The sequence below is a fragment of the Streptomyces sp. NPDC059828 genome (genome assembly GCF_042731955.1).
Taxonomy (GTDB): domain Bacteria; phylum Actinomycetota; class Actinomycetes; order Streptomycetales; family Streptomycetaceae; genus Streptomyces.
Window position 1 is genome coordinate 142,772 of sequence record NZ_JBHWIW010000006.1, and the last position, 25,880, is coordinate 168,651.

Annotated in this window: 22 protein-coding genes; 9 read left to right on the forward strand and 13 right to left on the reverse strand. The window is 69.7% G+C overall.

The window, feature by feature from the left end:
* Window positions 1–127 precede the first annotated feature (127 nt).
* Together ACFV6V_RS05960 and ACFV6V_RS05965 are read right to left on the reverse strand one after the other, a co-directional pair.
* A complete protein-coding gene (locus ACFV6V_RS05960; protein ID WP_385559816.1) occupies window positions 128–700 on the reverse strand; it encodes a Uma2 family endonuclease in 573 nt (190 codons plus the stop codon).
* Window positions 701–733: 33 nt separating this feature from the next.
* Entirely contained in the window at window positions 734–1,456 is a 723-nt protein-coding gene (locus ACFV6V_RS05965; protein WP_385559679.1) for a DUF6215 domain-containing protein, read from the reverse strand.
* A gap of 209 nt (window positions 1,457–1,665) precedes the next feature.
* Here ACFV6V_RS05965 and ACFV6V_RS05970 point away from each other — a divergent pair, with 209 nt between their 5' ends.
* Window positions 1,666–3,222: a serine/threonine-protein kinase gene (locus ACFV6V_RS05970; protein WP_385559682.1), complete on the forward strand. Its 1,557-nt coding sequence runs from the start codon at window positions 1,666–1,668 to the stop codon at window positions 3,220–3,222.
* Window positions 3,223–3,234: 12 nt separating this feature from the next.
* Here ACFV6V_RS05970 and ACFV6V_RS05975 read toward each other — a convergent pair whose 3' ends face one another.
* Window positions 3,235–4,764 carry a CehA/McbA family metallohydrolase gene (locus tag ACFV6V_RS05975; RefSeq protein WP_385559685.1) on the reverse strand — a complete coding sequence of 510 codons (1,530 nt, stop codon included), beginning with the start codon at window positions 4,762–4,764 and terminating at the stop codon, window positions 3,235–3,237.
* 172 nt (window positions 4,765–4,936) lie between these two features.
* On the opposite strand from ACFV6V_RS05975, the gene ACFV6V_RS05980 reads away from it, so the two are divergent.
* Window positions 4,937–5,770 (forward strand): LLM class F420-dependent oxidoreductase, encoded by an 834-nt coding sequence (locus tag ACFV6V_RS05980; protein WP_385559688.1) that lies wholly within the window; start codon window positions 4,937–4,939, stop codon window positions 5,768–5,770.
* A gap of 141 nt (window positions 5,771–5,911) precedes the next feature.
* On the opposite strand, the gene ACFV6V_RS05985 is transcribed toward ACFV6V_RS05980, so the two are convergent.
* Both ACFV6V_RS05985 and ACFV6V_RS05990 read right to left on the reverse strand, forming a co-directional pair.
* A complete protein-coding gene (locus tag ACFV6V_RS05985) occupies window positions 5,912–6,421 on the reverse strand; it encodes an excalibur calcium-binding domain-containing protein (RefSeq protein WP_385559691.1) in 510 nt (169 codons plus the stop codon).
* A 215-nt stretch (window positions 6,422–6,636) separates the two neighbouring features.
* Window positions 6,637–7,026, reverse strand: coding sequence for a DUF6086 family protein (locus ACFV6V_RS05990; RefSeq protein ID WP_385559694.1), 390 nt, complete (start codon window positions 7,024–7,026; stop codon window positions 6,637–6,639).
* Between the two features lie 798 nt (window positions 7,027–7,824).
* On the opposite strand from ACFV6V_RS05990, the gene ACFV6V_RS05995 reads away from it, so the two are divergent.
* Window positions 7,825–8,184 (forward strand): RNHCP domain-containing protein, encoded by a 360-nt coding sequence (locus ACFV6V_RS05995; RefSeq protein WP_385559819.1) that lies wholly within the window; start codon window positions 7,825–7,827, stop codon window positions 8,182–8,184.
* A gap of 92 nt (window positions 8,185–8,276) precedes the next feature.
* Here ACFV6V_RS05995 and ACFV6V_RS06000 read toward each other — a convergent pair whose 3' ends face one another.
* Complete coding sequence (locus tag ACFV6V_RS06000) at window positions 8,277–9,191, reverse strand: serine hydrolase (protein ID WP_385559697.1); 915 nt, start codon at window positions 9,189–9,191, stop codon at window positions 8,277–8,279.
* Window positions 9,188–10,072: a LysR family transcriptional regulator gene (locus ACFV6V_RS06005; RefSeq protein ID WP_385559700.1), complete on the reverse strand. Its 885-nt coding sequence runs from the start codon at window positions 10,070–10,072 to the stop codon at window positions 9,188–9,190. The genes ACFV6V_RS06000 and ACFV6V_RS06005 overlap by 4 nt, the downstream gene beginning before the upstream one ends.
* A gap of 110 nt (window positions 10,073–10,182) precedes the next feature.
* On the opposite strand from ACFV6V_RS06005, the gene bla reads away from it, so the two are divergent.
* Complete coding sequence (gene bla, locus ACFV6V_RS06010; RefSeq protein WP_385559703.1) at window positions 10,183–11,100, forward strand: class A beta-lactamase; 918 nt, start codon at window positions 10,183–10,185, stop codon at window positions 11,098–11,100.
* A 24-nt stretch (window positions 11,101–11,124) separates the two neighbouring features.
* On the opposite strand, the gene ACFV6V_RS06015 is transcribed toward bla, so the two are convergent.
* Both ACFV6V_RS06015 and ACFV6V_RS06020 read right to left on the reverse strand, forming a co-directional pair.
* A complete protein-coding gene (locus ACFV6V_RS06015) occupies window positions 11,125–11,379 on the reverse strand; it encodes a DUF397 domain-containing protein (RefSeq protein WP_385559706.1) in 255 nt (84 codons plus the stop codon).
* Complete coding sequence (locus tag ACFV6V_RS06020; protein ID WP_385559708.1) at window positions 11,376–12,242, reverse strand: Scr1 family TA system antitoxin-like transcriptional regulator; 867 nt, start codon at window positions 12,240–12,242, stop codon at window positions 11,376–11,378. The genes ACFV6V_RS06015 and ACFV6V_RS06020 overlap by 4 nt, the downstream gene beginning before the upstream one ends.
* A gap of 136 nt (window positions 12,243–12,378) precedes the next feature.
* Between ACFV6V_RS06020 and ACFV6V_RS06025 the strand changes: the two genes are divergently transcribed.
* Complete coding sequence (locus tag ACFV6V_RS06025; protein WP_385559711.1) at window positions 12,379–12,798, forward strand: ATP-binding protein; 420 nt, start codon at window positions 12,379–12,381, stop codon at window positions 12,796–12,798.
* Here the strand turns inward: ACFV6V_RS06025 and ACFV6V_RS06030 are convergent.
* The 4 genes from ACFV6V_RS06030 to ACFV6V_RS06045 form a co-directional block, all read right to left on the reverse strand.
* Window positions 12,795–13,919: an NADAR domain-containing protein gene (locus ACFV6V_RS06030; protein WP_385559713.1), complete on the reverse strand. Its 1,125-nt coding sequence runs from the start codon at window positions 13,917–13,919 to the stop codon at window positions 12,795–12,797. The two genes, ACFV6V_RS06025 and ACFV6V_RS06030, sit on opposite strands and share 4 nt — an antisense overlap.
* A gap of 648 nt (window positions 13,920–14,567) precedes the next feature.
* Window positions 14,568–19,262, reverse strand: a complete 4,695-nt coding sequence (locus tag ACFV6V_RS06035) for a putative T7SS-secreted protein (protein ID WP_385559716.1) — start codon at window positions 19,260–19,262, stop codon at window positions 14,568–14,570.
* The gene (locus ACFV6V_RS06040; RefSeq protein WP_385559719.1) at window positions 19,259–19,819 is read right to left on the reverse strand and encodes a hypothetical protein; all 561 of its coding nucleotides are present in this window, start codon (window positions 19,817–19,819) and stop codon (window positions 19,259–19,261) included. The genes ACFV6V_RS06035 and ACFV6V_RS06040 overlap by 4 nt, the downstream gene beginning before the upstream one ends.
* Window positions 19,816–20,223, reverse strand: a complete 408-nt coding sequence (locus ACFV6V_RS06045; protein WP_385559722.1) for a hypothetical protein — start codon at window positions 20,221–20,223, stop codon at window positions 19,816–19,818. Before ACFV6V_RS06045 ends, ACFV6V_RS06040 begins: the two co-directional genes overlap by 4 nt.
* 455 nt (window positions 20,224–20,678) lie before the next feature.
* On the opposite strand from ACFV6V_RS06045, the gene sbnA reads away from it, so the two are divergent.
* From sbnA to ACFV6V_RS06065, 4 genes are read left to right on the forward strand one after another with little or no spacing between them, the layout of a single operon-like run.
* The gene (gene sbnA, locus ACFV6V_RS06050) at window positions 20,679–21,650 is read left to right on the forward strand and encodes a 2,3-diaminopropionate biosynthesis protein SbnA (protein ID WP_385559725.1); all 972 of its coding nucleotides are present in this window, start codon (window positions 20,679–20,681) and stop codon (window positions 21,648–21,650) included.
* A gap of 51 nt (window positions 21,651–21,701) precedes the next feature.
* On the forward strand, window positions 21,702–22,703 hold the full coding sequence (gene sbnB / locus ACFV6V_RS06055) for a 2,3-diaminopropionate biosynthesis protein SbnB (RefSeq protein ID WP_385559728.1): 1,002 nt from the start codon (window positions 21,702–21,704) through the stop codon (window positions 22,701–22,703).
* A complete protein-coding gene (locus ACFV6V_RS06060; protein WP_385559731.1) occupies window positions 22,697–24,586 on the forward strand; it encodes an FAD/NAD(P)-binding protein in 1,890 nt (629 codons plus the stop codon). The genes sbnB and ACFV6V_RS06060 overlap by 7 nt, the downstream gene beginning before the upstream one ends.
* Window positions 24,583–25,809 carry a trans-sulfuration enzyme family protein gene (locus ACFV6V_RS06065; RefSeq protein WP_385559734.1) on the forward strand — a complete coding sequence of 409 codons (1,227 nt, stop codon included), beginning with the start codon at window positions 24,583–24,585 and terminating at the stop codon, window positions 25,807–25,809. Before ACFV6V_RS06060 ends, ACFV6V_RS06065 begins: the two co-directional genes overlap by 4 nt.
* Window positions 25,810–25,880 lie beyond the last annotated feature (71 nt).

The window sequence follows — 25,880 nt, forward strand, 5'->3', positions numbered from 1 at the left end:
TGGCACTGGCGGTGCAGGTTGCAGCCGTTTGTCCACGGAGTGAGGCGAGCCAACGGGGCCGAGGCGTGCGTGATGCTCGCCGCCGCCCGGTGACCCGGACCTGCACGGCCCGTAAGCGGCGGGAAGTTCAGCGGTAGCGGACGAGTCCGCTGGTGTCGAAGGTCCAGCGCCCCGCCGGGACGGTGTCTCCGAAGACATACGGGACGGACGAGCGGTATCTGAGTCCGTCGGGACCCTGCTTGGGCGCCGAGTGGACGGCGAGGGTGCCGTCCCGGGGGTCCACGACGACGTAGAGGGGGACACCCATCCGGGGGTAGTCCTCCAGCTTGGTGACGAGGTCGTTCTTCGGGTTGCTCTTCGACACGATCTCGATGACGAGCAGCACGGCGCGTGGGTCGACGGATTCGGCCTGCGGGTCGATCTCCTCCGTCGGGAAAGCCATCAGATCGGGGACCTTCTCCAGACCGGTGGCCGGATCGGTCATATCGGTGTCGTTGACGGCGGAGATGCCCGGGGTCTGCTCTCTGATCTGGTCCCGAAAGGCGTCCACATTGGTGGTGTGGGGCAGATTCGGGCTCATCATCACGAGCTTGACTTCCCCGTCCGTTGTTTCGACCTTCCAGCCCTTCTCCAGCTGTTCGGCGTATGCGGAGAGGTGCTCGACGACCTCGTGCATGCGCCGAATCTGCTCGGGGGTCATGTTGTTCACCGCGTCCTCCAGAGGCTCCCGGGCTCAGCGTAGCGGCCCCTCCGCATCCCAGCCCGGGATCGTCGGCAGCACCGTTTCGGCGACGCGGAGGAGCGTCGCGTCGTCGGGCACCGAGCCGTCGGAGCGCCACACGGTCACGTCGAAGGAGCCTCCGCTGTCCTTCGCGTCCTGGGCCACGGTCAGCGTGCGAGCGGGGAGGCTGCCGTTGCCGCCGCCGCTGCTGCCGCCGCTTCCGCCGAGACTGAAGCTGAGCTTGATGGTCTGGCTCGAATAGAGGACCGCCGGACGGCCCAGAAACGTCCGGTGCTGGGCGGCGTTCCGCAGGAAATCACTGGACCCGGCCACCGGATCGCCGTCGTAGGTCGCTGACAGATTCACGGAGTACGTCGCGAACTCGACCTGGCCTTCGGGAGTGGCGATCTCCCCGACGGCACTGTCGCTCCCGCTCGCCTTCGTCGGGGTTTCCCCCGGAGTGCCCAGCAGCGCGGCGAGATCGGGACGGTTCAGCGTCTCGCAGAGTTCCGTCCCGGACACACGCGAAGACGCCTTCTCGGACTCCTCGGGCAGGCAGGTGCCGGGGGACCACGCGGGGGCGCTGTCCGCGGACGATGCATGCTGGGACAGAAACAGGGCGCCGGCGAACGCGCCCACCACGGCTATGGCTGCGACGGCCTGTCCCCACCCGTTCGCGCCTGTCGCTTCCTTCGTGCCCGGTCTTTCCCCGGACGCGCCGATTTCCCCTGCCATGTCCCCCACCTGCCGTGATCCCCCGATAAATGCCCGGGTGACCCTAACCCGCGATCATCCGGTGGACAAGGAGAATTCGGAGCTCATCGCGGTGCCAATCCCGGGCGGCCCCGTGTGAAGGCGCTTGCCTCAGTGATGATCACGCGTGCGAGAATGCCAAGTCGCCCTAGGTGACTGTTAATTCGCGTGGCGCGGACGGGGGGCGGTCGATGGAGGCGCTGGACGGGCGGGATCCGCGCGTGGTGGGCGGCTACCGCGTACTGGGGCGGCTCGGCGAAGGGGGTATGGGCCGGGTCTACTTCGCGCGCAACGCGGGTGGGCGGTCCGTCGCACTCAAGCTGATCCACACCGACATGGCGGCGGTACCCGGCTTCCGTGACCGCTTCCGTCGCGAGGTGGAGGCCGTCCGGAGCGCTGCCGGGGCGGGCACGGTGCCCGTGGTCGACGCCGGAGTGGACGAGCGGCACCCCTGGTATGCGTCGGAGTACGTGCCGGGCCCCTCGCTCCAGCACGCCGTGGACCTTTACGGGCCGTTGCCGGCCGACGCCCTGTGGCGGTTCGCCGCCGATCTCGCCGAGACCCTGGAGCACGTCCACGGAAAGGGCCTCGTCCACCGTGATCTCAAGCCCTCCAACGTGCTGCTCGCCACCGCTCGGCCCCGGCTCATCGACTTCGGCATCGTGCATGTGGCTCTGGACACCGCGCTGACCGTCAGCGGCGCCCGTATCGGGACCCCTGCCTACATGTCGCCCGAGCAGGCGTACGGCGAACGGGTCACGGCCGCCAGCGACGTCTACAGCTACGGGCTGACGCTGGCCTTCGCCGCCAGCGGGCAGGTCCCGCACCGGGGCACACTGGTCGGGCAGCTCCCCGATGTGGACCGGGCGCTGCTCACACTGATCCAGCACTGCCTCGACCCGGACCCCGACCGCAGGCCCACCGGCGCCCAACTCGCCGTCCTGACACGAGCGCAGGACTCGACGGCCGACACCTGGCTGCCGGCCCCGGTGGCGTTCCTCATCGCCCGGACCTCCGAGGAACTGCTCAATCTGGAGGCACGGGACGATCGCGATGCGCGGTCGGCGCACCACGGGACTCCGCCCCGTACCGAGGCGGACCCGAAGGCCGAGCGCGCGGGCTTCCACGACGCACGCACCCAGGGCCCCCCGCAAGGCCCTCCGCCACCGCGGACCCCACCGCCGTCGGCCCCACCCCGCACCCCTCCGCCGCACCCCGGCCCCACCACCCCCGCGGGTGCGCAGGGCGGACAGGGCCGGTGGGGCACGGGCCGCAAGCCCGAACCGGGCCCCTGGATCCACGAAGGCATCCTCGGCCGGCCGCTCATCGGACTGGCCTGGCTCGTACCCCTCGGGCTCAGCGCCTTCCTGGCCACGCTGACCCTGCCCACCTTCCTGACCTGGGTGCGGCTGCTCGGGGTGTCCGGTCTTGTCGGTGCGGCTGTCTGGTTGACGACGGAGCACGGCCGGCAGAACCGGGCGAGGTGGTTCGCGCAGAACCAGGCCTACTGGCTGACGCTGGGTTTCCTCACCGTCCTGGGCTTCTTCTCGGCCAGCGGGTTCAGCGAAGACGTGGCCGCCACCGCCTATCTGAAAGAAGGCCGCACGACGACGTTCATCGAAAAAGCGGCAGGGGCCCTGATCGGTCTCCTGAACGTTCCCGTCCTCCTCGGCATGCTCGCCCTGATCTATGTGGTCCCCAGCGTCATCGGGCGGTGGATGCGGCAGAGCAAGGAAGAAGGGCCCTGACCGAAGAGGGCCCTAACCGAGGAACACGGGATTGGTGAACGCCGCCAGCGGCCCCGGGAGGCCCGGGATCGGCACCACCGGCGGGTGGCGCACCTCGGCCCGTACATACGCCGCGTACGCCGCCGTCGTCCGCCACTCCAGCGCGCCCGGACCGTCCGCGGGCAGTGTCGCCGTGTGCAGCACACCCTGGTCGGTGACGATCCGGGCCGTGAGGCCGGGCGCGCCGGTGACCTCCAGCCGGACCGTCACGGGGTCGTCGGCACCGACCCGCAGCCGTTCGCCGATGCCCGCGCGGCGGCCCCGGCCGTCCACCGCGCCGAAGGACAGCGAAACGGCCGACGACTCGGCGACGTACGAGCGCCCCGCGCGGATGCCGTCCAGGATCGCCTCACGGGTCAGGTCGTCGGCGAGTACCACCGTCTGCGGGGTGCCCACCGCGTCCGGGTCGCGGTGGGCGTCGCTGCTGCCCATCGCGGGAGTCCAGCGCGCGCTTCCACCGGTACGGAGGGTGCTGTCCCAGTCCATGAGCGACACCTCGTCGTCCGGGGTGTAGGGACCGTTCCACACCTCGATCGCGTCCGCCTCGCCGAATCCGAACTTCCAGGCGCAGCCGATGCAGTTGGAGTGCGGATGGGCCGGGACGACCAGCCCGCCCGCGCGCCGGATCCCGCGGGCGAAGTGGCCGAACCGGTTGTCGCGCGCCCGGTAGCGCCAGTCGACGAAGGTGCCCGGGTCGGTGCCGATCGCGACGACATGCCCGTTGCGTGTGGTGACCTCCTCGCCGAGCAGGACGAGCAGGTCGTCACCCGCGGCGTCCGCCCACGCGCCGTGTCCCGCATGGGTGTTGTGCTCGCTGCTGTTGATGAAGTCGAGCCCTGCGGCGCGGGCGAGCGCCGCGATCTCCGCGGGCGCGCGCCTGCCGTCCGAGTGCCAGGAGTGCAGATGGCAGTCACCCCGGTACCAGGCCCGTCCCCGCCCCCTGGCCCGCTCGGGCGGGTGGACCGGCCTCGGGGTCCTGGCCGTGGGGCCGTACGTGAGCGTGACGGTCACCTCGTACGCGAGGCCCTGCGGCGCGACGGTGTACGGGCCGAGCGCGACATGCCACGTCCCGGCGCGTACCGGCCCGGCGACATAGCCCGGCGTCGCCTCGTCCCCCCGGATGAGGAACTCCCCGCGTGCTCCGCCCGACCAGCCCCGGAACCCCTCCCCGCCGAGCTCCGTGCCCCGCTCGTCGAAGATGCCGATGTCCAGGGCGTTGCCCTGGGTGCCGGGCGGGACCTGCGGCTTCTCGTACGTGTACGAGACCTTGATCTCGCACACCCCGCGCGGGATCTCCACGGGCAGGTACACGTAGTCCGGCGACCCGGGCGGCAGGGTGCCGCGCACCACCTTGGTGGTGGTGCCCGTGCCGTCCGCTGCTGCACCCGCTGCCTCGGCGAAGCTCACACCGCCCAAGGTAAGGGCGGCGGCGCCGCCCGTCACGAACAGTCCGCGTCTGCTGATCGAGTGGTTCGAGTGGCTTGAGTGGCTCGAGTCGCACATGCCGTCGGCTCCCGGTGGTGAGAGGGACAGGAGTGGTGCGCTACCACTGGTACCGAGGCATGAACGCGACCGCAAGGGGTATCGCGGCGCTCTCGAAACCGGGCACCGTACGGCATACCTTGGGCTGCCACCGAAGTGCCGACGGAGCCTTGAGAGCTGACGGAGGACGCACATGCGGATCTCGACGACGATCTTCCTCACGGACGAGACGATCACGCCCGTACGCCTGGCCAGGGAGCTGGAGGAGCGCGGCTTCGCCGGGCTGTACCTGCCGGAGCACACCCACATTCCCGCCGAACGGACCACCCCCTATCCCGCCGGCGGTGAACTCCCGCCTGAATACGGCCGCACGCTCGACCCCTTCGTCGCTCTCGGCCAGGCCGCGGCCGTCACCACGACCCTCGGCCTCGGCACGGGCGTCACCCTCGTCGCCCAGCACGACCCGATCGCCCTCGCCAAGCAGATCGCGACCCTGGACCACCTCAGTGCCGGCCGTTTCACCCTCGGCGTCGGCTTCGGCTGGAACAAGGAGGAGGCGGCCGACCACGGCGTCGAGTGGCGCACGCGGCGCGAGCTGGGCCGCGACCGGATGCACCTGATGCGTGCGTTGTGGTCCGACGAACCCACCGCCCACGACGGCGACTTCGCCTCGGTCCGCGCCTCGTACGCCCACCCCAAGCCCCACTCCGGCGGCGCCCCCCGCACCCTCGTGGGCGGCGGCGCGGGCCCGAAGCTGTTCGCCCACATCGCCGACTACGCGGACGGCTGGCTGCCGATCGGCGGTCGCGGACTCTCGGAGGCGGTCCCGGTGCTCCGCGAGACCTGGGAGAAGGCGGGCCGCGACCCGGACGCCCTCCAGATCGTTCCGTACGCGGTGCTGCCGTCGGTGGGGAAGCTGGAGTACTACGCGGAGCTCGGGTGCGAGGAGGTCGTGCTCCAACTGCCCTCGGCGGGGGACGGCAAGGTGCTGCGGGTGCTGGACGACTACGCGGAGCACCTCGGCTGAGACCGGTGCGCGGTCCGGCCGGTGCGCCGGGACCACGCCTCCGGTGACCTCGCCGAGGCCGACCCGCACACCGTCAGGGCCGGGCGCCCACGCGGTCGTGGTGACCACGTCGCCGTCCTCCGGACCCGTCCCCGGCCGGCCTCACTCGCAGGCGACGCCGTCGCCGTCCCGGTCGAGATGGGGACCGTAGCCCGGGTCCCCGACGCGAACGGGCGCGGCACCGGCGGCCCTGGCGGCGTCGCAGTTCCGGTAGTAGGCGTTGTCGTCCGAGCCACCCCCGTCTCCGGGTCCGGCGCCGTCCGGCTCGGCGACGGTCTCGGTGACCGTGACCTCCACCCGTACGTTCTTGGTGACGGTCGCTTTCGGCACCGCCTTGGCGGCGGGCGGAGTGGCCGTGACGGTGGCTGTCGCGGTGGTCGTCACGGTCGCCGTGGGCCGCGCGTCCGCCGCCGCGAGGGCCTTCTTGTCGCTCGTGGAACCCTCCCCGGCGCCTGCGATGCCGATCCCGCAACTCCCCGCCAGGAAAGCCGTGGCCGCGATGGCGACCCAGAACGCGGGTCTGGAGACCAGGCGCGACGGGGCCGGGGGCGGCATCGGGGGGAAGCCGGGGGGTATCGGTCCGGGGTTGGGGTTGGGGTTGTACGGATGCATGGGTCCCCCTTCACTACATTCCTGTGTGAGGTGGGTCACAGTAGCTGGAAGGGGCGTGTGGGGTCAGGCGTTTGGCCGGATTGGCGGGTGGGCGGGTGGTCCGGAGGGGTCGTCGGCGCGGGTGCGGTGCCGTCCCGGAATTTCCGCCGTCGGCGTCAGTGATCCGAAGCCGAACAGGCGCGACGGCGCTTGGCGTCGGCGCGTTGCCCGGCCGGTCAGGGCGACACGGCAGGCATCAGGTCTGCCACCTTCTCGCGCAGTTCTGCCTGCCGCGTCGCGGGATCCTGCCAGGACGCGTGATCGAGGGTGTCCCAGCGCATTTCGATCCCGGCGCGCTCGGCCAGGGCGAGGGCCGTGGCCACGAAGCCCTCGGAGAGCGCGACCAGCACGGTGTGACGGTGCTTCCAGTGCCATTCCAGCAGGGCGTGCACGAAGGCTCCGTAGGCCACCGGGTCGACCTGGTACTCGTCGGCGACCATCGGACCGATACCGGACGCGATCCCCAACTCGCCTTCGAAGAGGGCCACATGTCGCATGAACACTCGGGCAACCCCGTTGGCCGAGTTCCACAGGGTCTCGTCACCCACGTCGAAGTACTGGCTCATTCCGATCCTCCCCGCAAACGCATGCGTTCACGTTCCACCGCCCGTGGCGGCTCGGCATCACAGTAGACACACGCGTGATCATCGCCCCGTACGACCTTCCGCTGCTCGCACCCGTGCAGCGCCGGAAGACCACTTCAAACGTGAAGCGGTCGGGTCGCGCCAACCCTGCCCGGTCCAGCGCTTCGGCCACCGCTGCCCAGGGCTCGGGATCCGGGCAGTGGCCGGTGCGGGATCGCTGACCGTGGTCACCCGGGATGCCCGGCATCGGCGCGGGTCCGGGCGGTCGGGTGGGAGGTCGGGGCGGCACCACTGGTCGCAGGTCCGTCACCGCCGACGCTCGGCTGCTCGCAGGGCTTCGCCAGCGCCCTGACCAGCGTTCTTCCAGACGACCGCGGGCCCACGATTAGCATGGAGAGAGCCTCCGCGGCCACACCTACAGGCCACGGAGAACCCATAGCCAAGGAGGTGGCGTGATCACGATGAAGCATGCCGCTGCTGATGCTGCCTGACGGGGGACGGCGCCCACGGCAGTGAGACTGGACCGACACCTACCGGCGGCACGTGGCATCCCCGCGTGACAGTGGCTGGGACAAACACACAAACCCAGTCGTGGTCCGGATCCAGAGCCGCGCACGCACTCTGGTGAAGCTGGAGCCGGAAGTAATCGCCAGCCCCGAGCGGCGGTGAACCGCGTCACTCCCCGGTCAAGCCTGCGACCCCTGCTCCGGCAGGGGGAGAACGAACGGAACCCTGCGCCTCCGAGTTGAAGACCCCTTCGACTCGCTGAGGAGCAGCACCATCAGCAGAACAACCGAAAACACCGGCTTCACCTGCGGAAACTGTGGCAGGGCGGTCGCGCCAGTGGTCAACGGAAGCTACCGCAACCACTGCCCGCACTGCCTGTACTCGCTGCACGTGGACGTCTCGCCCGGAGACCGTGCCAACGACTGCCGCGCGCTCATGCGCCCGGTTGCCGTGGAGCACCACTCCGCCAAGGGCTACATGATCGTCCACCAGTGCACCGGCTGCGGCACCCGCCGTCGCAACCGCATGGCCGACGACCCGCACCAAGGCGACGACCTCGACACCGTCCTCGCCCTCATGCGGCTCGGCCTTCACGAAGCCGGATACACAAACCGGCGCCGGACACGCATCTGACGCCCCTGCGGCTCCCGCCCACGGCGGGAGCCGCTTTCCCAGGGCCCGAAGCCCAACACCCGGCACCACTCCGTGAGATCAGGAACGGGCGCTCACCAGCGTCGCAGTTCGTCCCGCAGTCTTCGCGCCACCTGCGCCATCAGCGCCTCCGCCCCCGGCTGGCTGCTCGCCGGGACGCGGGAGTCGGTCAGCACGGCCACGGCGAAGGCCTGGCCGTCGGCGTGCTCGACCACGCCCACCTCGTGGCGGAGGTTCAGCAGCGTGCCCGTCTTGGACGACCAGGTCGAGGCGTCGGAGCTGAAGTCCGGTGCCAGCCGGTGCCGCAGGACGTTGTCGGCCAGGAGGGTTCTGGTCCGTGCGGCCGTGCCGGGGTCGACCGGCGACGGTGTCGTCCACAGGGCTTGCAGCAGATCCGCGAAGGCGCGCGCCGTTCCTGTGTTGGCCCGGGTCACGTCGAGCTGCGGCAGCCGGTGACCGCCGCCGCCCGTGCCCGCGTCGATCGCCAGTGTCTGGGCGAGATGCCCGTGTGCCGGGTCCAGGCGCTCCGCGGGGGTGTCGGTCAGGTCGCGCATGGGGTGGCGGACCGTGAGGCCGCGATGCAGGCCCAGCTCCCGGAGGATGCCCGCCACCTGCTCGGGCGGGGTGAGCGAGAACAGCGCGTCGGCCGCCGTGCTGTCGCTGAGCGACGTGCTGAGGTACAGCAGATCGTCGACCGCGACCCGGGCCGGATGGCGGAAGCGGCTCAGCCCGGTCGGTCCGGGAGTGGTGATACCGCCCGGCTCGACCTCGAGAGCGGTCGATCCGTCGAGCTCACCGCGCCGGATGCGTTCCAAGGTGGCCAGCGCGAGCGGGATCTTGACGAGGGAGGCCACCGGCCGCTCGCTGTCCGGGTCGATGGCGAGTTCGTCGCCCGTGTGCAGGTCCCGTACGAGGAACGAGCCGGCGAGCCCGCCGTCGTTCAGCTCGTCGCGCAGGTCCGCCAGCAGCCTCTCGCCACCGCTGTTCATGCGGCCTCCTTGCCTTCCGCGCCCAGGCAGCGCCCGAGGGCGTCCCCGAGCCGCGTACGCAGACGCTCCGGATCCCCGGCCGCCGTCGCCGCGACCGCGTACCCCCGTACCAGGCTGGTCTCCCCGATGGGCCGCCAGTGCAGCGTGAGCTCCGCCGCCTGCGCCGCCGAGCACAGCAGCAGATCCGCCCCGCGCAGCACCTCCGCCACCGCGAGGGTCAGACTCGGTGCCACGACGAGCTGCGCGGGCCGCAGCCCGATCGCGTCGCACTGCCGTGTCAGCGGATCGCGGACATGCGCCACATCGTCCTCCGGCTGCATCAAGACCCGGCGCGGTGGACCGGAGTCGGTCCGCCCGACCCGCAGCGAGTCCAGGTAGGTACGTCTCGCCTGCGACCCCCGCGTCCCGGCGAGCCCCAGCGGTACGGACCACGCGGCCTGGTCCGACGGTACGGCCACGAGCGCCGCGCGGACCTCACCGGAGCGGGCGAGCGCGGCCCGTTCCACCGGCTCCGCGATATGAGGCTCCAGCGATACGCCCGCCTCGCGGGCATCGGCGACCAGCCGGGCGAGGCCCCCGGTCGAGCCGAGATCCGGCACGGCGAGCCGCACCGGCTTGCGCTTGGCGGTCCCCGCCTCACGTTCCAGGGCGTCGGCGGTCGTCACGAGCCGCCGTGCCACCGGGAGCATGTCCCGCCCGAACGGCGTGAGCGTCGCCCGCCTCGGCGTCCGCTCGAAGAGCTGCTCCCCGAAGTGCTTCTCCAGCGCGGCGACCCTACGGCTGGCGACGGACTGCGACATCCGCGCGGCAGCCGCCCCCACGGTGAAGCTCCCGCGCTCGCTGACGCTGACGAAGGCACGGCACGCTGCGACGACATCCATGACCTCCGACCCTATGCCGAAACGGCATGGAACCACGCATTCCCGTCTTGGACCGCATAGGTCCAGGTGGGCGAGGGTGAGCCCACACGAGATCTACGGAGGTTCGCACCATGCGCCACCAGACCCCCGCCCGCCGCGCCGCCCTCGGCGCGCTCGTCACGCTCGCCCTCGTCCCGCTCACCGCCTGCGGCCAGACGGCCGACACCTCCTCCATGTCGACGGTGTCGTCGTCGGAGGCGGTCAAGCCGTTCGAGTCGTTCAAGGGGCTTGAGCAGAAGTACGACGCACGGCTCGGCGTGTACGCCATCGACACCGCCACGGGCCGCGAGGTCACCTACCGGCCGGACGAACGTTTCGCGTACGCCTCCACCTCCAAGGCCCTGATCGCCGGCGCCGTGCTCCGCACGTACGGCAACGGCAGCCGGCTCGACAAACTGATCCGGTACGGGCAGGACGACCTGGTCGACCACTCGCCCATCACGGAGAAGCACACCGGCACCGGTATGACGCTGCGCGAGCTCTGCGACGCCGCCCTCCGCTACAGCGACAACACCGCCGCGAACCTGCTGTTCGACGCACTCGGCGGCCCCAGGCAGCTGGACGCCGTCCTCGAGAAGCACCTCGGGGACAAGGTGACCCAGATGGACCGCTACGAGACGGAGCTCAACGAGGCCACCCCCGGCGACCCCCGCGACACCAGCACCCCGCGCCAACTCGCCCGGGATTTGAGCGCCTTCGTACTGGGCAAGGCACTCAAGAACGACGAGCGGGCACAGCTGACCCAGTGGATGCGCACCAACACCACCGGATCCAAGCTGATCCAGGCAGGTGTCCCCAAGGGCTGGACCGTCGCGGACAAGAGCGGCGGCGGCCGCTACGCCACACGCAACGACATCGCCGTGGTGTGGCCCAGCGGCGGCGCGAAGCCCATCGTCATGGCCGTCATGTCGACCCGCGACCGCGAGGACGCCGAGTGGAACGACGCGCTGGTCGCGGAGGCGGCATCGGTGGTGGTGCGGTCGAGGTGACGGGGCCGGGCGGCACCACGTGAGCTACGGCCGCGCCTGGTCGGCGGCGTAGGAGACGAAAGCGGCCCAGGGTGCGGGGGCGAGGTCGATCACGGCGCCGGCGGGGACCTTGGAGTCGCGCACATGGATGGCGGCGGGGCAGGCGGCGACTTCGAGGCAGTTGCCGCCTTCTCCGCTGCTGTAGCTGGACTTGCGCCAGTCGTAGGCGACTTCGATGCAGGTGCCCCCCTCCTGGCCGCTGTAGCTGCTCTTGAACCAGTCGAGTTCTGTGGTGTTCATCGCTCTCCCAGCAACTTCTCGATCAGGGCCAGCGACTCCCGGGGAGCGAGAGCCTGGGCCCGCATCATTCCATAGCGCTCGCTGAAGATACGGACCTCATTTCTGTCGGTGATCAACCTGGGGTGACTGTAGACCTCCGTGTACGCCACCTGCGCCCGGTCCTTGGGTGTCAGTAGGGAGAACGCACCATCCAAGCTGGGGTGTTCCTCGCAGTTCAGCGGCATGACCTGAAGCCCAACGGTGCGCAGACGTCCTACCTCCAGCAGCCGTCGCAACTGTCCTTCGTGAACGGCCCGCCCGCCGATGGGCCGTAGCAACACGGATTCCTCCAGGACAAAGGTCATGGTCGGCGCGGGCCAACGCTGGAAGATGTCCTGCCTGGACAGCCGGTCGCCAAGGCGCTTTTCGATGGTCTGCTCATCGAGCAGAGGGCGTCGCTGGGTGAATACGGCTCGCGCGTACTCCGAGGTCTGGAGCAAGCCTGGGATGGACTGGTTCTCGTAATAGTGCAGGGCGACGGCCTTCGCCTCCGCTTCGGCGAAGTCCCGGAACCAGTCCGGATGCCGTACACGTGCCTTCGCCATCGCCTTCTCGACGTCTGGGATCGCCGCCTTCAGCACTCCGCGCGCGTCCACCACGGGCTCAGCCAGCAGCAGGAACTCCGGCTGGGGGGTACGGACGGCCCGTTCCATCGCGGAGATCAGCGACTCCCCGCAGTGCGTCGCCGTGGCCAGCTCCTTCTGACTGAGCCCGGCGGCCTCACGAAACGCCTTGATCTGTCTGCCCAGCGAACTGAACAGGAGCGCCGTACCGTCCTCCTCGATGGGCCGTTCCGGCCGCTCCTCACATTCCGATTCAGCCATGCCCCGTACCGCCCTTGCTCTGCCGCAGTGGTCACGGTCGACGCTCCGCACACGGCCCGCGCTGTACCCGCACAGCTACGCTCCGTCGCGTCGTCACTCCTGGAAAGCGTCCGCACGACCAGCCACGCTCGGTGACATGAAGACTGAAATCCCGACCCTCAAGGATGAGTTCACGCAGCGCCTCAGCTCCACCGGACGAGGCGCCCGGCTGGCCCGCCATCTGGCGGTGCACCGCTTCGACGCATGGGGCATCCCGTACGGCAGCGAACTCTCCGACAACGCAGCTCAGATCGTGGCCGAGCTCGCCGCGAACGCGGTGACTCACGGGCGGGTCGCGGGCCGTGACTTCGAGCTGCGTCTGCTCCTCGGGTCGGGCGTCCTGCGCATCGAGGTCTCCGACACCCGTGGCGAGCGCGCCCCGGCCATGGCCACGCAGTCGGCCGCCGACGCGGAGACGGGCCGGGGGCTCCTGCTGGTGGACGCGCTCGCGTCGGACTGGGGCACGACGCAGCGCGTCATCGGCAAGACGGTGTGGGCCGTACTGCCGTTGTCCTAGCCCGGAAGTCCGATCCCCGCTCGCTCTGCGTGCAGTTCGGAGCGTACGAGTTCGAGAAGTCGGCCGGTCCAGTTGCGCCCCCGTCCGCCGTTGTCGCCCCAGTAGCCGGAGTCCAGCTCGTCGTAGACCAGGGTCGCGTCGTCGGTGACCAGGAGGATCTCCGCCAGGTCGGGGTGCTGCGCGTACTTGGCACGCAGCAGGCCGGTCATGACGGCGGTGCGTGCCTGCTCCCAGCCCTCGCGGCGGGCTGTCTCGGACGCGAGCTGCCGCGCGGCGAAGGCGTGCTCCGCGGTGGCGATGGCCGCCCGCGCCTCGAGGTCGGCGACGGACAGGGCCCAGTAGGCGTGGGCGACGGATGCGTAGGTGACGCCGTCGATGTCGAGGGGTGCCGGGTAGTCGTTGCGAAGCCCCTTCAGGCCCGGGTCGTCCTCGGGCTTCCTGGGGAAGTTCTGGTACAGGTGCACCGCCGGTGCGTACGAGGTCGCCGGCCCGTCGGCAGGCACCCGGGAGCGGTGCGTGGCGATGCTCTGGGCCCGTTCCTCGAAGTAGGAGACGGCGGAGTCGTATGCCTTCCGGCTGATCGTCTCGTCCGGCCGGCTCTCCAACGTGCCACCCGGGCCCGCCACAAGCACCTGGAGCGGCCAGTCCTTGTGGTCCATGTCGCCGAGCGCGTAGAGGCGCTTGGACACCGGGATGGCGAGGTACGCCTCGCGGGCCGCGTCCCGCTTCTCCTCGGTCCGGTCGGCGAGGAACGCCTCAACGGCCTCCATGCACCGCTCCGTCGAGTCCGGACGCCCGTTGAGGCTCTCGATCGTGTCCCGCACCTCGGCCAGCAGCCATTCGGGCTCGATCCAGCTCTGCGGCTCGCTGAACTTCCACATGGCCAGGTCACGCGCCGAAGCCTCGGCACCGTCCGGCAGCGTGGTCGCCACCCAGCCGCTGCGCAGCTTCTCCTCGAAGCCCTCCAGTGTGACGAGGCCCCAGCAGTCGATGAGCCCGTCGGCGTAGATGGCGAGGTCGGTGAGGAAGTAGCGCCCGCCGTTGCAGATGAAGGCGTGCCGCCAGGTACCGGGTATGCGGACCCCGTCCGCGACGCGATGGATGATGCGGTCTCCGAGCATCCGGCGATTCTGCCAGTGCGCCCTCAGGCGGGCGCGTGTATTAATCGGCGAACGGGGTGCCCGCTGCCAGGCCAGGCAATGCCCATTCGGGGAACTCCGCGACGTCGAACCAGCCATTGGAATCCATACATCGACACGCTGAATCTCCCAAAAGGAGCGCCCGCGTGGACGCGGTTCTCAATCGACGAGGCGCGCAACCGTCACTGTTACTCCGATCTCGGGTGGTTTTCACGGACGCCTGTTAGTCGCTCATGACCGCTTCAATGTACTCTGTGGGTGGAAGGTAGTTGTGATGTCCAACGTAGTGAACGATCAATGTCGGTGACATGAACGTCACGCCATATTTAGAATCCCTGACAATTTCACCATTTCCCAGCCAGGCAACTTTACCTGATGGCTCATCTGTTACTTTGATGGGCGATTTGTGTTCACAGAATTCACAGTGATGTACACCCCGTGTGAGATTCACTGGAAGGGTTGCGAGGAGGGTGAGTCGATCCAGAAGCCCTTCAGGGCACTCTCCCTCAGTGAATTCGAATTCGCGAGATAGCCAGCCAATGTTGAGATGCTTTATGGGATTAGGCGGTGGATTGAGTGGCCAGGTTGTTCTCCAATACTCATATGTCGACATGTCGGCGTAATATGTCATTAGTTCTCCCAAGCGGAAGGTCCGATACGGCAGGCTGCCCAATGGGTTGGGCCCATGTGGGGGTACAGTAGATCGCTTAGGTTCATATCCCCTACAACGTCGATTGATTCACTCATTCGAGGGAGCTCCGGGGCTGGGCTGAGGGTGTAATTCGGCACCATTTTACCCTCATTGACCGTCTCGATGGTATCCCAGTTTGCGCCTTGTTCCACGTCTAGTGCGGCTCGATTGTTCAATCCGTAACCGTGTGGGGAGTAGAAGGTTATGGACGTCCCCTCGGGGATGACGGTGAACCCGTTCGCTGGGTCCCAGCTTCCGTGTCCGGAAAAGACTAATTCTCCATCAGGGCGGCCGCCCGGAAGAACCGCTCCCACGTCCGGGCCATTCAGTTCATCCGGTCCGCGGTTCCGCATAGGGCTGTCCCCGCTGCGGTACGGGGCGAGGCCCAAGTGGTCAATTCTTGTGTGTGGGTTGTGAACATAGGCCGTTGAGTTGGGAGCAGGGGCGAGCCCCAGTGGGTCCGCGCTCAGATATCGCGCCGTCTCCGGGTCGTAGTGCCGGAAGTAGTTGTAGTGGAGCCCCGTCTCCGGGTCGAAGTACTGGCCCGGGAACCGCAACGGGGTGTACGCCGTGCTGGACTTCGCCCATGTCGTCGTCCCCCACAGCGTGCTCCGCGTGTGCCACGCCAGGTCGCCCGACTCGTCGATGAGCTCCGTGGGGGTGCCCACGAGGTCCGTGACGATGGCGAAGAAGCGGTCGTCTATCGCCTCCTGCGGGGTGTCCGCCGACAGCAGGCGTTCCGTCTGCGCGAGCGGGTGCAGGCCGCGGTAGTCCCAGGTCGTCGCGACCGGGTGGGGGAGGCTCGGGCCCTCGGCGGTCTGTTCGCACAGGGTCGCGCCGTCCCAGGTGAACGTCACCTGCTCCACGACCGTCTGCCCATCTCCGGCCAGGCGTTGCTTCGCGGTGCGGCGGCCCAGGGCGTCGTACTGGTAGCGCCAGACCGTGCCGTCCGGTGTGGTCACCGATATGAGGCGGTCCTCGGCGTCCCAGGCGTAGCGCCAGGTGTCGGGCTTGCGGGAGAGGCGGGTCTTCTGGCGGAGGGTGACACGGCCCTGGGCGTCGTGTTCGTAGCGGACGTTGCCCGCGCGGGTGATGCGGGTGCCCGTGTATGTACGCGTTCCCACCGCCTCCTGGCCGGGGTGGGGCGTGGGCCAGGACGCCTCGGTCTGGTTGCCCGCCGCGTCGTAGGCGTACCGCTCGGACCAGTTGGCGGCGTGGACGGCCGTGACGCGGCCCGTCGCGTCCAGGTCGAAGGTGCGTGCGCCGCCGAGCTGCTCGTCGATGCCGGTGAGGTTGCCGTCGGCGCGGTAGGTGTAGCCGCGGCGCTGGAGCGAGCGGTCCGCCCCCACGACGTGCTGCTCGGTGAGGCGGCCCATCGGGTCGAAGGCGTGCCGCAGGGTGATCGTTTCGCCGATGTGGCGCGTCAGTTCCTGGCCTGCGGCGTCGTGTTCGAAGGTGAGGGTGCGGCCCGACGTCGTGAGTTCGGTGCGGCGGCCCGCCGCGTCGTACGCCCATGTGCTCGCCGCGCCGCCCGGTGTCGTGCGGCCCGTGCGGCGGCCCAGGGCGTCGTAGGCGAAGGACAGCTCGCGGCCGTCGACCGTCTCGGACCTGAGGCGGCCGAAACGGTCCCGCAGCCGGGTCAGCGTGGCGTCGGGTGCCGCCGCGACCGCCAGTTCGCCGAAGACGTCGTACTCGTAGGTGGTGACGGCGTCCTCGGCGTCCTTGCGGACGATCCTGTCGAGCTCGTCGTGCTCGTAGCGGATGGTCTCGCCGAGGCCGTTCGTCCGGGAAGTGAGCCGGCCCGCCACGTCGTACGCGTAGGTGAGCGTCCGGTCGTCGAAGTCGCTCTCGGATTTCAGCCGGCCAGCCGGATCGTAGGTGTAGTCCCAGGTCAGGCCCTGCGGGTTGGTGACCCGGGTCAGCCGGAGGTCCATGTCGTGGCTGAACTCGTACCGCACGCCGTCCGGACCCGTCCTGGCGGTGAGCAGGTCGAAGTCCGTGTACTCGTACGTCGAGACGCCGCCCATCGCGTCGGTGCGCCGGACGCAGTTGCCCTCGCCGTCGTACGTCCACGACTGCTCCGAGCCGTCGGCCTCCACGCGGCGTGCGAGCTTGCCCTCGACCGTCCACTCCAGGCGGGTGACGGCGCCGAGCGGATCCGTGACGGCGATCGGGCGGCCGAAGGAGTCCCGTGCGTAGCGCGTGACCCCGCCCAGCGGATCGGTGATCTCGACCGGCAGGCCCGCCCGGTCGCAGCGGACCGTGCTGGTGTGCCCGAGTGCGTTGGTCACCGAGGCCAGGTGGCCGTGCTCGTCGTACGCGAAGCGGGTCGTCGCACCGGACGGGTCGGTCACGGAGGTGCGGTTGCCGCGTTCGTCGAAGGTCTGCCGGGTCACCCTGCCGTCAGCGCCGGTCACCTTCACCGGAAAGCCGGGGCCGCTGTATTCGACCCTGCTCTGCCTGCCGTCCGGGCGGGCCACGGACACAACGCGGCCGTCGTCGTCGTACGTGATGCGGGTGGTGCGCCCCAGCGGGTCGGTGCGCGACAGCAGCCGGTTGTACGCGTCCCGCTCGAAATGCGTGGTGGCGCCCGTCGCGTCGGTCTCGGCGGTGATCTGGAGCCGGTCGTTGACCACGTACCGGCGCTCGTGCCCCGCGGCGTCGGTCAGCGTCGTGACACCGTCGTCGTAGGTGAAGCGCGAGCCCAGGTGCCCGTTGGCACCGGACTGCGCCACGCAGCGGTGGCGGTCGTCGTAGACGTAGTCGTAGTGACTGCCGTTGGTGTCGGTCCACGAGGTGATACGGCTGTGCTCGTCGTAGCCGAAGAGCAGGGGGCGTCCGCAGGAGTTGACCACTTCGGTCAGCTGCCCGTCGGTGTAGCGGTAGTCGAGGATCCTGGTGCCGTCGGCGAGGGAGAGCGAGGTGACGCGTCCCCCGGCGGACGTGAAGCGCAGTCCGTAGCCGCCGCTGTGGGAGGCGGACAGCGGGGTCCCGTCCGCCGTGTACTCGAAGGAGACCCAGGCCCCGTTGCGGTCGTCGATCTGCGTCAGCAGCGCCGTGTCGCCGTCCGGCCACTCCACGAAGTGCCGGACGTGGCCGGTCCCCGGGTCGGTGACGGTGTAGCCGTCCTGCTGCCGTTCCAGGAGCCAGCGGTTGCCGTGCCTCGGGAGTACGGGTACGCCTGGCGCGGGGTGCGGGTAGTCGAGCAGACTGCCGTCCTCGCGGACGAACACGACTCCCTCGGAGTCGATCTCCAGACGCTGGTCGATGGTGCAGGACCACGACGGGCCGAACCACCGGCCCGCCCGGTAGGAGGACTCGTAGGTGCGGGCGAAGACCAGCGGCAGTGAACCCGGGAGCGTCACGTCGGTCTGGGGAAGGATCATGCGGCCGGTCGCCATGTCGACCGGGTCGCCGTCGCACACCTTGTCGGTCTTGGAGTTGCGCGACTTGTCGGGCTGGCCGTCGGGTTCCTTCAGCTCCGTCCGGGCCGGTCCCGGCTTCTTCGCTTCGGGAGCGCGTTTGGCGAGGTCGGCGAAGTCCTTGAACCTCTTGAGGGGGCTCGTGACGCCTTTGGTGCCCGCGAGTTCGGGGATGAGCTTGCCGGTGCCTTCCGCCGGGTCCTTCATGAAATCGTCGATCATGGTCGACGCCGTGCCGACGGGATTGTTGAGCGAGGTCAGCAGCCCGGCAGTGGTCGAGTTCAGGTTCATCAGGTACTCGGCCGGGTGGAGGAGGTTGTACGGGTTCGACGGGTCTACCGAGCGGGCGAAGGACAGCATCCCCGCCGTGCCCTTGACCACGCCGCCGAAGAAGTGGTTGTAGTTGATGGCGTGGGACAGCACGCCGTCCTTGAACCGGTCCTTGAACGAGGGCTCCGGTGGCGCCGCTTCACGTGCCGTACGGAGGACCGCGGTGACCGACTCGGCGGCCTCGTCGCGCTGACGGCGGGCGCTGTCCAGCTTGTCCTGGGCGGCCCTTGCCGTCTCCTTGGCCGATTCGGGCTCCTTGAAGTCACCCGGACGCGGTGGAAGCGATTCCTTGCCCGCGTCCACCGCGTCGGCGTATGCGGTGACGCGCTGGTCGTGCGCGGTACGGGCGTCCTCGGACAGCCGGCGGGCCACCTTGTACTCCTCGATGGCCTCCTTCGCCTGGGCCTGCGCCCATGCCACCGTCGCCGCGAAACTGTCCAGGGCGGCGGCCACCGTCTCGAAGGTGTCAGCGGCGGCGAACCACTTGGGGGGCTGCTGTGCGGAGGACTTCCGGAAGGCCGTCGCCGCCTCGCCCTGGAAGCCGTCGGCGCCCACGCCCTTGAGGCCCTCGCCGACCTTGTCGAACGAGGACTGGAGCTTCTTCAGATGGGTGGCGGTCTCACGGAGCTTGTCCACGCTGCCGTAGACCAGCTTCCTGGGGTCCTCCGTCTGGCCCAGCCCCAGCTCGGCCACGTCCGCGCCCAGGTAGTTGGCGGCTGCGCGGCTCTCCTCGCGGATCCAGTCGGCGCCGCCCTCCCAGCCCGCCCCGTCGACCAGGTCCGCGGACTTGTCGCCGACCCATTCGACGGCTTCGCCCGCCGCCGAGCTCACCGCCTTGCCCGCGTCCTCGACGGAGTCGGGTACGAAGTCGCGCCAGCTCATCGGTCAGCGATCTCCTCGGCGGCGTCCAGGGGTGCCTGGGAGTACTTGTAGAGGCCCTCGTCCGTCAGCTGGTCGCCCGTCCTGCTCCAGGTCTCCTGCACGTCCTGGAGTGCCTTCTGGCGGGACTCGGCGCTGTAGTCCGGCTTGTAGGCGTCGGTCGAGAAGACGTCTCCCCAGGCCTTCTTCTCGATGTCGTCCTCGGCGGCCTGCGGATCGCCGACGGCCGAGTTCACCGCGACCTTGAACGAGCCCTGCATGTACTGGTCTTCCTCCCAGAGGGTTCCGGCCGCGATTCCGGTCACCGCGCACAGCGCGCTGACGTCCTGGACCAGCGCCCGGACTCCCCACTCCCAGCCCTCGCTGAAGTCCCCGAAGGCAGTGGCCAGTCCGTGATGCCCCGACTCCCGCCCGGTCATGGTCAGGTCGCTGAATCCGGCGCCGCGCGAGGCATCGCCGGCCGCGCCGATCTCGCGGAGTTCGGCGATGGCGCCGCGCAGTCCCTCCGTGATCTTCTTGATCGCGGCCGGGTCGACCTCGAGGTCCTTGTCCCCGCTCACCGGGCGGCCTCCGCCGTGTCGACCGCGACGGCGTCCGGCACGATCCCGGACACCGGCGGGAACAGCATCGAGCCGTCCTCGTCCGCGGCGTTGACGGCGACACCCGTCGGTCCGTCGAGCGCGGGGATCACGGCGTCCAGCAGGCGGGCTCCGAGGATCGACAGGTACTCCCACTCCGCCGTTCCGCCGCCGCCGGGTCGCAGGCCGTCCCGCGCCTGGGCGAAGCGGGCGAGGGCCGGCTCGTCCGTGAACGCGTGGATCCAGCGGATGCCGCCGTGCCGGCCGGACATCAGACCACCGTCGACCACCGGTACGAGCACGGCGGTGCGGCGGAACTCGCCCAGCAGACGCCCCGGATCGCCGCGGCCCTCGCGTGCGGCGGCTATCTCCTCGGCCAACTCCATACCGGTGCAGCCCCGTTCGCGTTGGTGTATACGCCTGACCCTTACACACTTACCGTACGTCAGTTCGCACTGTCAGTGACGTGAATAGTTGCGAAGAGCACAGTGCGATCGTGGCCGGAACGGCGTCGTCCGCCGGCGCTCCGCCGACGCCCATCCCGCATGAGCGCCGTTCGGTGCCTCTGCGAAGTGGAATGCGGGGCACCATTCGGAATGTTCAATTCCCAACGTTCTGAACGCCGTCCCGCCTGCCGAGATGTCCTTGGACGAGCATCGGGTGTTGTGCCATCATGAAATTGCCAAGGTCTCGGGGGCGCCTAGGCGACGAACGGGGGAATCAACCTTCTGCATCTGTGCGCGATATCTCCGCGCAGCCATCACATCCAACACTTTCGCGCTCCGGCCACGCGCCGTCGCCGCGCGTCAGTGCGCCCGCAAGCGATCAATTTGGGACTTCAGTGATAGCGGAAGAAGTTTACGATCTGGTCCTGGACGACTTATTCATCCGGGCCGACCATCTGGTACCGGGAAGCAATGTCTTCCTCAAACTCGAAGGCCTCAATCCGGCAGGCTCGGTCAAACTCAAGACCGCCATCGCGCTGGTGGCCCAGGCGGAGGAATCCGGACTGCGCCTACCGGGCACCCGCCTCATCGAATCCACGTCCGGCAACCTCGGTGTCGCGCTCGCCATGGTCTGCTCGGCCAAGGGCTACCGGCTGACCTGTGTCACGGATCCCAACGCCAACCCGCAGTCGGTACGGATGATGAAGGCACTGGGCGCGGAGGTCGTCGTGATCGACGTCCGCGACGCGAACGGCGGCTATCTGCAATCCCGTATCGACTACATCCACGACCGCCTCGCCGGTGAACCGGGCCGCACCCACTGGCTGAACCAGTACGCGAACCCGGCCGGGCCGAAGGCGCACCGGGAGCGCACGGCACGCGCCGTCCTGGATGCCATCGGGCACGTCGACTACGTGTTCATCGGGGCCGGGACCACCGGCACGCTGATGGGCTGCGCGGAGTTCTTCAGACAGCACAGCCCGGCCACCCGGATCGTCGCCGTCGACTCCGTGGGGTCGGTCTCCTTCGGAGGGGCACCGGCGCGGCGGCACATTCCAGGGCTGGGCACCAGCAGGCGCCCGGAAATCCTCGACGAGAGCAAGGTCGACGAGGTCGTCATCATTCCCGAGGCGGACGCCGTGAAGATGTGCCGGATATTCGCGGGGGAACGCGGGCTGTTACTCGGTGGGTCAACCGGCACCGTGCTGGCCGCGGTTGAGGAGAAGGCCAAGGACATTCCCTTCGGGAGTGTGGTGGTCGCCATCTCCGCCGACCTGGGCGAGCGCTATCTGGAGACCATCTACGACGATGCCTGGGTGAACGGCAGATGGCCGGAAGTCATCGACACGCCGCAGATCCCGGCCTGAGAGACCGCTTACCCAACCGATCAATCAACAAGAGGTGTGCCGATGTTATCCATGCCCGAATTCCATGTGGTCGCGGGCGAGACCGTGCGCGAAGTGCTGAGCGGTAAGCGGTCCGAAGTCCTCGACATCGTGCGCGAGGCGTACCGCACCCATGAAGCAGGCCGGAGTGTCAACCCCGACAGCTACTTCCTCCGGTTCCCCGAGAAGCCCGATTCCCGCATCATCGCGCTGCCCGCGTACCTCGGCGACGACGTGCAGCTCGCCGGCATCAAGTGGATCGCCAGCTTCCCCAGGAACACCGAGTCCGGCAGGCCCCGCGCCTCCGCCGTGCTGGTGCTCAACGACTACGAGACCGGCTATCCGATCGCCTGCCTGGAGGCGGCGAACATCAGCGCCGCCCGCACCGCCGCGTCCGCCGCCCTCGCCGCGCGCACACTGCGGCCCACGGGCTTCGACGGCACCCGCATCGCGGTCGTCGGTGGCGGCGTCATCGCCCGCAACATCTGCGACTACCTCGAGGCCGCGGGCTGCGCCCCGGAGTCGTATGTCGTACACGACCTGCACAAGGAGTCCGGCGATGCGCTCGTCGGGCATCTGCGCGGCGCCCACGGGCGGACGGCGTCGTTCACACCCGATCTCGCCGACGCGCTGGAGGCCGAGACGGTGGTCTTCGCCACCACCGCGCTCGAACCCTACGTCAGCACGCAGTTCAAGCCCGGACAGCTCGTGCTGAACGTGTCCCTGCGCGACCTCACCCCGGAGACGGTGCTCGCGGCCGACAACATCCTCGATGACGTCGACCACTGCCTGAAGGCCAACACCTCGCCCCATCTGGCCGAGCAACTCACCGGCTCGCGCGACTTCGTCACCGGCACCCTCGCCGGGGTCCTGAACGGCGAGGTGACCCTGACCGGCGAGCGGCCCGTGATCTTCTCCCCGTTCGGCCTCGGGGTGCTCGACCTCGCCGTCGGAGCGTACGTACTGGGGCAGGCGCGCGCCGAAGGATCGGCCATCGCCGTCCCCAACTTCTTCGGGGAGACCAGCCGATGGTGACGAGCGAGCATGTGGTCGCCGTCGTGGGAGCCGGGTCACGCGCCCTCGGCATCGTGGAGCGCCTCGTCAGCCACTGCCTCGCGGCCCCGTTCCCGATCACCGTGCACCTCGTGGACACCCAGCCGCTCGGCCCCGGTTTCCACCGCGCGGACCAGCCCGACCACCTCCTGCTGAACACGGTGTGCGGGCAGGTCACCGCGTTCGCCGACGAGGAGATGGTGGAGGGCCCCACCGAGGTGCGGGGGCCGTCCCTCTACGAGTGGTGCCGGGAACGGGACCTGCGGGTGGCGGCCGACGGATACACCGTCCGCGCGGAGGACGGACGGGAGATCCGGCCGAACGACTTCCTGCCGCGCCGGCTGCTCAGCGAGTACCTCGCCTGGGCCGCGGAACGCGTCATCGCCGCGGCTCCGGACTGCTTCGCCTTGATACGGCACAACACGACGGCCACCGACATCCAGCGGGGCCCGGACGGCGAGGAGAGGGTCCTCCTGGCCGACGGGACCTGCGTGACGGCGGACGCCGTGTTCGTCACCGTCGGGCACCACTCCCTCTATCTGCCGGTCGATCCGGACGCGGAGGCGGACGGATCGCGGTCGATCAGCCGCCCGTATCCGCTGCCCGACGCTCTCGACGGCATCGCCCCGGGCGACGAAGTCGCCGTCCTGGGCATGGGACTGACGGCCATGGACGTCGTCGCCGGCCTGACCCTGGGGCGCGGGGGACACCATGAGCCGCTGCCCGAGGGCGCCGGCGGCCACGGCGGGGGTCTTCGGTACGTGCCGAGCGGCCGGGAGCCGCGGATCGTCCTCGCCACCCGCTCCGGTGTGCCGTCGCGCAGCCGTCCACGGCTCAACCCCGGCCGGATCCGCTTCGCGCCCCTCGTCCTGACACCGGAACGCATCCGGGACCTGCGCCGAGGGCGCGAGGGCGGCAGGCTCGACTTCCGCGCGGACGTCCTGCCGTTGGTCGAGGCCGAGATGGAACTGGCCTACTACCGGGCCGTGCTGGCCCGGCAGACCGGCGACCCGGAGGGCGCGGGTTCCGAGTTCGCCCTGCGGTCGCGCACATCGGGCTGGGAGCGGACGCTGGCCACCGCACGCGAGCAGCACGGGCCGTATCCCCTGCACGGGCTGCTGACCGCGCAGCCCGCCGACCGGCAGTGGCGCGACCAGGACGAGTACGCGGCATGGTTCACGGCCCAGATGGGCGAGGACCTGGCGCAGGCCCGGGAGGGGCTCGGCGTCAGCCCGGTCAAGGAAGCCCTGGAGGTGCTGCGGGACCAGCGCGACGCACTGCGGGCGGTGATCGACGACCCCGGTGTCGACGCGGCGTCCCTGGACTACTTCTTCGGGGAGTTCACCGCCACCGTCAACCGCCTGGTGATCGGCCCGCAGCTGGAGCGGTCGGCCGAGCTGCTGTCGCTGCTGGACGCCGGGGTGCTCCGGCTGGGACCGGGACCGCGTCCCAAGGTCATCGCCCCGTCCGGGCAGGGGCGTTGGCGCCTGGAGTCCACGTGCCTGTCCCGGCCGGAAAGCGTCGAGACCGACTGGGTCGTGCACGCGTACCTCGCCGAGCCCAGCGCGGACCGGCTGCCCGCCTCGCTGCTCGGCCGACTCGTCGCGGCGGGCCGCGCCTCCACCCTCACGGGACAGGGCAGACGGGCCGCGGGACTCCGGGTGACCCGCGAGGGGCGGGGAATCGGCCCCGCCGGTGACGTGCAGCCCACGCTGTTCTTCCTCGGCCCGCACACCGAGGGGTCCAGCTACTACAACCACTACGTGCCGTCGCCCGGCGCGCCTTCCCGTGCGCTCCAGGACGCCGAACTGGCCCTGCGTACCGCACTGCCAGCCCTTCACATCATGAACCAGAGGACAGCATGAGCATCCGGAAGACCTACACCCCCTGGACCAAGGAGTACGGCGCCGAGACCCGGGCCGCCCAGGGCGACGGCTGGCGCTGCCCCACCACGGGAGCGGTGCCGCCGCCCGTCAGCATGGGCGCCACGTTCGCCCGCGACGAGCAGTACCGCACGCCTGCCGGGCTCGCCTACCTCCGCGACCAGGGCACGCCCGGCTACGAGCAGGTGGAGGACGTCGTGGCCGGCCTCGAAGGCGGCTCCGACGCGCTGGTCTTCGCTTCCGGGATGGCCGCTGCCACCGCCGTGTTCCAGGTCCTGCCCGCGGGCTCCCGCGTGGTGGTGCCGCAGACCATGTACTTCGGGCTCACCAAGTGGCTGCTCGAGTTCGGCGAGCAACGCGGGCTCGAGTTCGTACGCGTCCCCATGGACGACCTGGACGCCGTGAGCGAGGCGGTGAACGCCGCCCCCACCGCCCTGCTGTGGGCGGAGTCTCCGGCCAACCCCACCTGGCTGGTGACCGACCTGGCCGCCTGCGCCGACATCGCCCACCGGGCGGGTGCTCTGTTCGGGGTGGACAACACCGTGCCCACCCCGGTCCACACGCGGCCGTTCGAGCTGGGCGCCGACCTGGTCATGCACTCCGGTACGAAGTACCTCAACGGACACAACGACGTGGTCGCGGGTCTCCTCGTGGTCGCTCCCGACGGCGCCGACGACCGCGCCGACGCGATATCCGGGCAACGCCAGGCCATCTGGGAGCGGCTGCGTCTGCACCGCCGGCTGACCGGGCCCATCCTGGGGCCGTGGGAGGCCTATCTCCTGATGCGCGGCATCCGGACGCTCTACCCGCGGATGCGGCAGATCTCCGCATCCGCCATGTCGGTCGCCGAGCACTTTTCCAGCCATCCGCTGGTGACCCGGGTGGCATACCCGGGCCTGCCGACCGACCCGGGTCACAAGGTCGCCTCCCGGCAGATGTCGGGCGGTTACAGCGGAATGCTGTCGCTGCACGTCGCGGGGGACTGGCAGCGCTCCCTGCGCGCGGCCGAGCACTGTGAACTGTTCATTCGCGCCACATCCCTGGGCGGGGTGGAAAGCCTGATCGAACACCGGTACACATTCGAGGGGCCGGACAGCACTTCACCCAAGGACATGCTCCGCCTGTCCATCGGCCTCGAGGACCCGGCCGACCTCGTGGCCGACCTGGAGCAGGCACTGGAACGGGCTGCGAAGGACACAGCGTGAGCGACACCGGCAACACCAGCACCACGAGCGAGGCGAGCAGCCCCGGGGACACCTCCGCCACGACCGCCAAA

What these genes read in the sequence shown, in the direction of transcription:
- ACFV6V_RS06030 (WP_385559713.1), bottom strand. Translation starts at nt 13,919, where the DNA reads ATGCTCGGAGACCGCATCATCCATCGCGTCGCGGACGGGGTCCGCATA.
- ACFV6V_RS05960 (WP_385559816.1), bottom strand. Translation starts at nt 700, where the DNA reads ATGACCCCCGAGCAGATTCGGCGCATGCACGAGGTCGTCGAGCACCTC.
- ACFV6V_RS05985 (WP_385559691.1), bottom strand. Translation starts at nt 6,421, where the DNA reads ATGCATCCGTACAACCCCAACCCCAACCCCGGACCGATACCCCCCGGC.
- ACFV6V_RS05970 (WP_385559682.1), top strand. Translation starts at nt 1,666, where the DNA reads ATGGAGGCGCTGGACGGGCGGGATCCGCGCGTGGTGGGCGGCTACCGC.
- ACFV6V_RS06060 (WP_385559731.1), top strand. Translation starts at nt 22,697, where the DNA reads ATGGTGACGAGCGAGCATGTGGTCGCCGTCGTGGGAGCCGGGTCACGC.
- ACFV6V_RS05975 (WP_385559685.1), bottom strand. Translation starts at nt 4,764, where the DNA reads ATGTGCGACTCGAGCCACTCAAGCCACTCGAACCACTCGATCAGCAGA.
- ACFV6V_RS05965 (WP_385559679.1), bottom strand. Translation starts at nt 1,456, where the DNA reads ATGGCAGGGGAAATCGGCGCGTCCGGGGAAAGACCGGGCACGAAGGAA.
- ACFV6V_RS06015 (WP_385559706.1), bottom strand. Translation starts at nt 11,379, where the DNA reads ATGAACACCACAGAACTCGACTGGTTCAAGAGCAGCTACAGCGGCCAG.
- ACFV6V_RS06000 (WP_385559697.1), bottom strand. Translation starts at nt 9,191, where the DNA reads ATGAACAGCGGTGGCGAGAGGCTGCTGGCGGACCTGCGCGACGAGCTG.
- sbnB (WP_385559728.1), top strand. Translation starts at nt 21,702, where the DNA reads ATGCCCGAATTCCATGTGGTCGCGGGCGAGACCGTGCGCGAAGTGCTG.
- ACFV6V_RS06065 (WP_385559734.1), top strand. Translation starts at nt 24,583, where the DNA reads ATGAGCATCCGGAAGACCTACACCCCCTGGACCAAGGAGTACGGCGCC.
- ACFV6V_RS06035 (WP_385559716.1), bottom strand. Translation starts at nt 19,262, where the DNA reads ATGAGCTGGCGCGACTTCGTACCCGACTCCGTCGAGGACGCGGGCAAG.
- ACFV6V_RS05990 (WP_385559694.1), bottom strand. Translation starts at nt 7,026, where the DNA reads ATGAGCCAGTACTTCGACGTGGGTGACGAGACCCTGTGGAACTCGGCC.
- ACFV6V_RS06025 (WP_385559711.1), top strand. Translation starts at nt 12,379, where the DNA reads ATGAAGACTGAAATCCCGACCCTCAAGGATGAGTTCACGCAGCGCCTC.
- ACFV6V_RS06005 (WP_385559700.1), bottom strand. Translation starts at nt 10,072, where the DNA reads ATGGATGTCGTCGCAGCGTGCCGTGCCTTCGTCAGCGTCAGCGAGCGC.
- bla (WP_385559703.1), top strand. Translation starts at nt 10,183, where the DNA reads ATGCGCCACCAGACCCCCGCCCGCCGCGCCGCCCTCGGCGCGCTCGTC.
- ACFV6V_RS06020 (WP_385559708.1), bottom strand. Translation starts at nt 12,242, where the DNA reads ATGGCTGAATCGGAATGTGAGGAGCGGCCGGAACGGCCCATCGAGGAG.
- ACFV6V_RS05980 (WP_385559688.1), top strand. Translation starts at nt 4,937, where the DNA reads ATGCGGATCTCGACGACGATCTTCCTCACGGACGAGACGATCACGCCC.
- ACFV6V_RS06045 (WP_385559722.1), bottom strand. Translation starts at nt 20,223, where the DNA reads ATGGAGTTGGCCGAGGAGATAGCCGCCGCACGCGAGGGCCGCGGCGAT.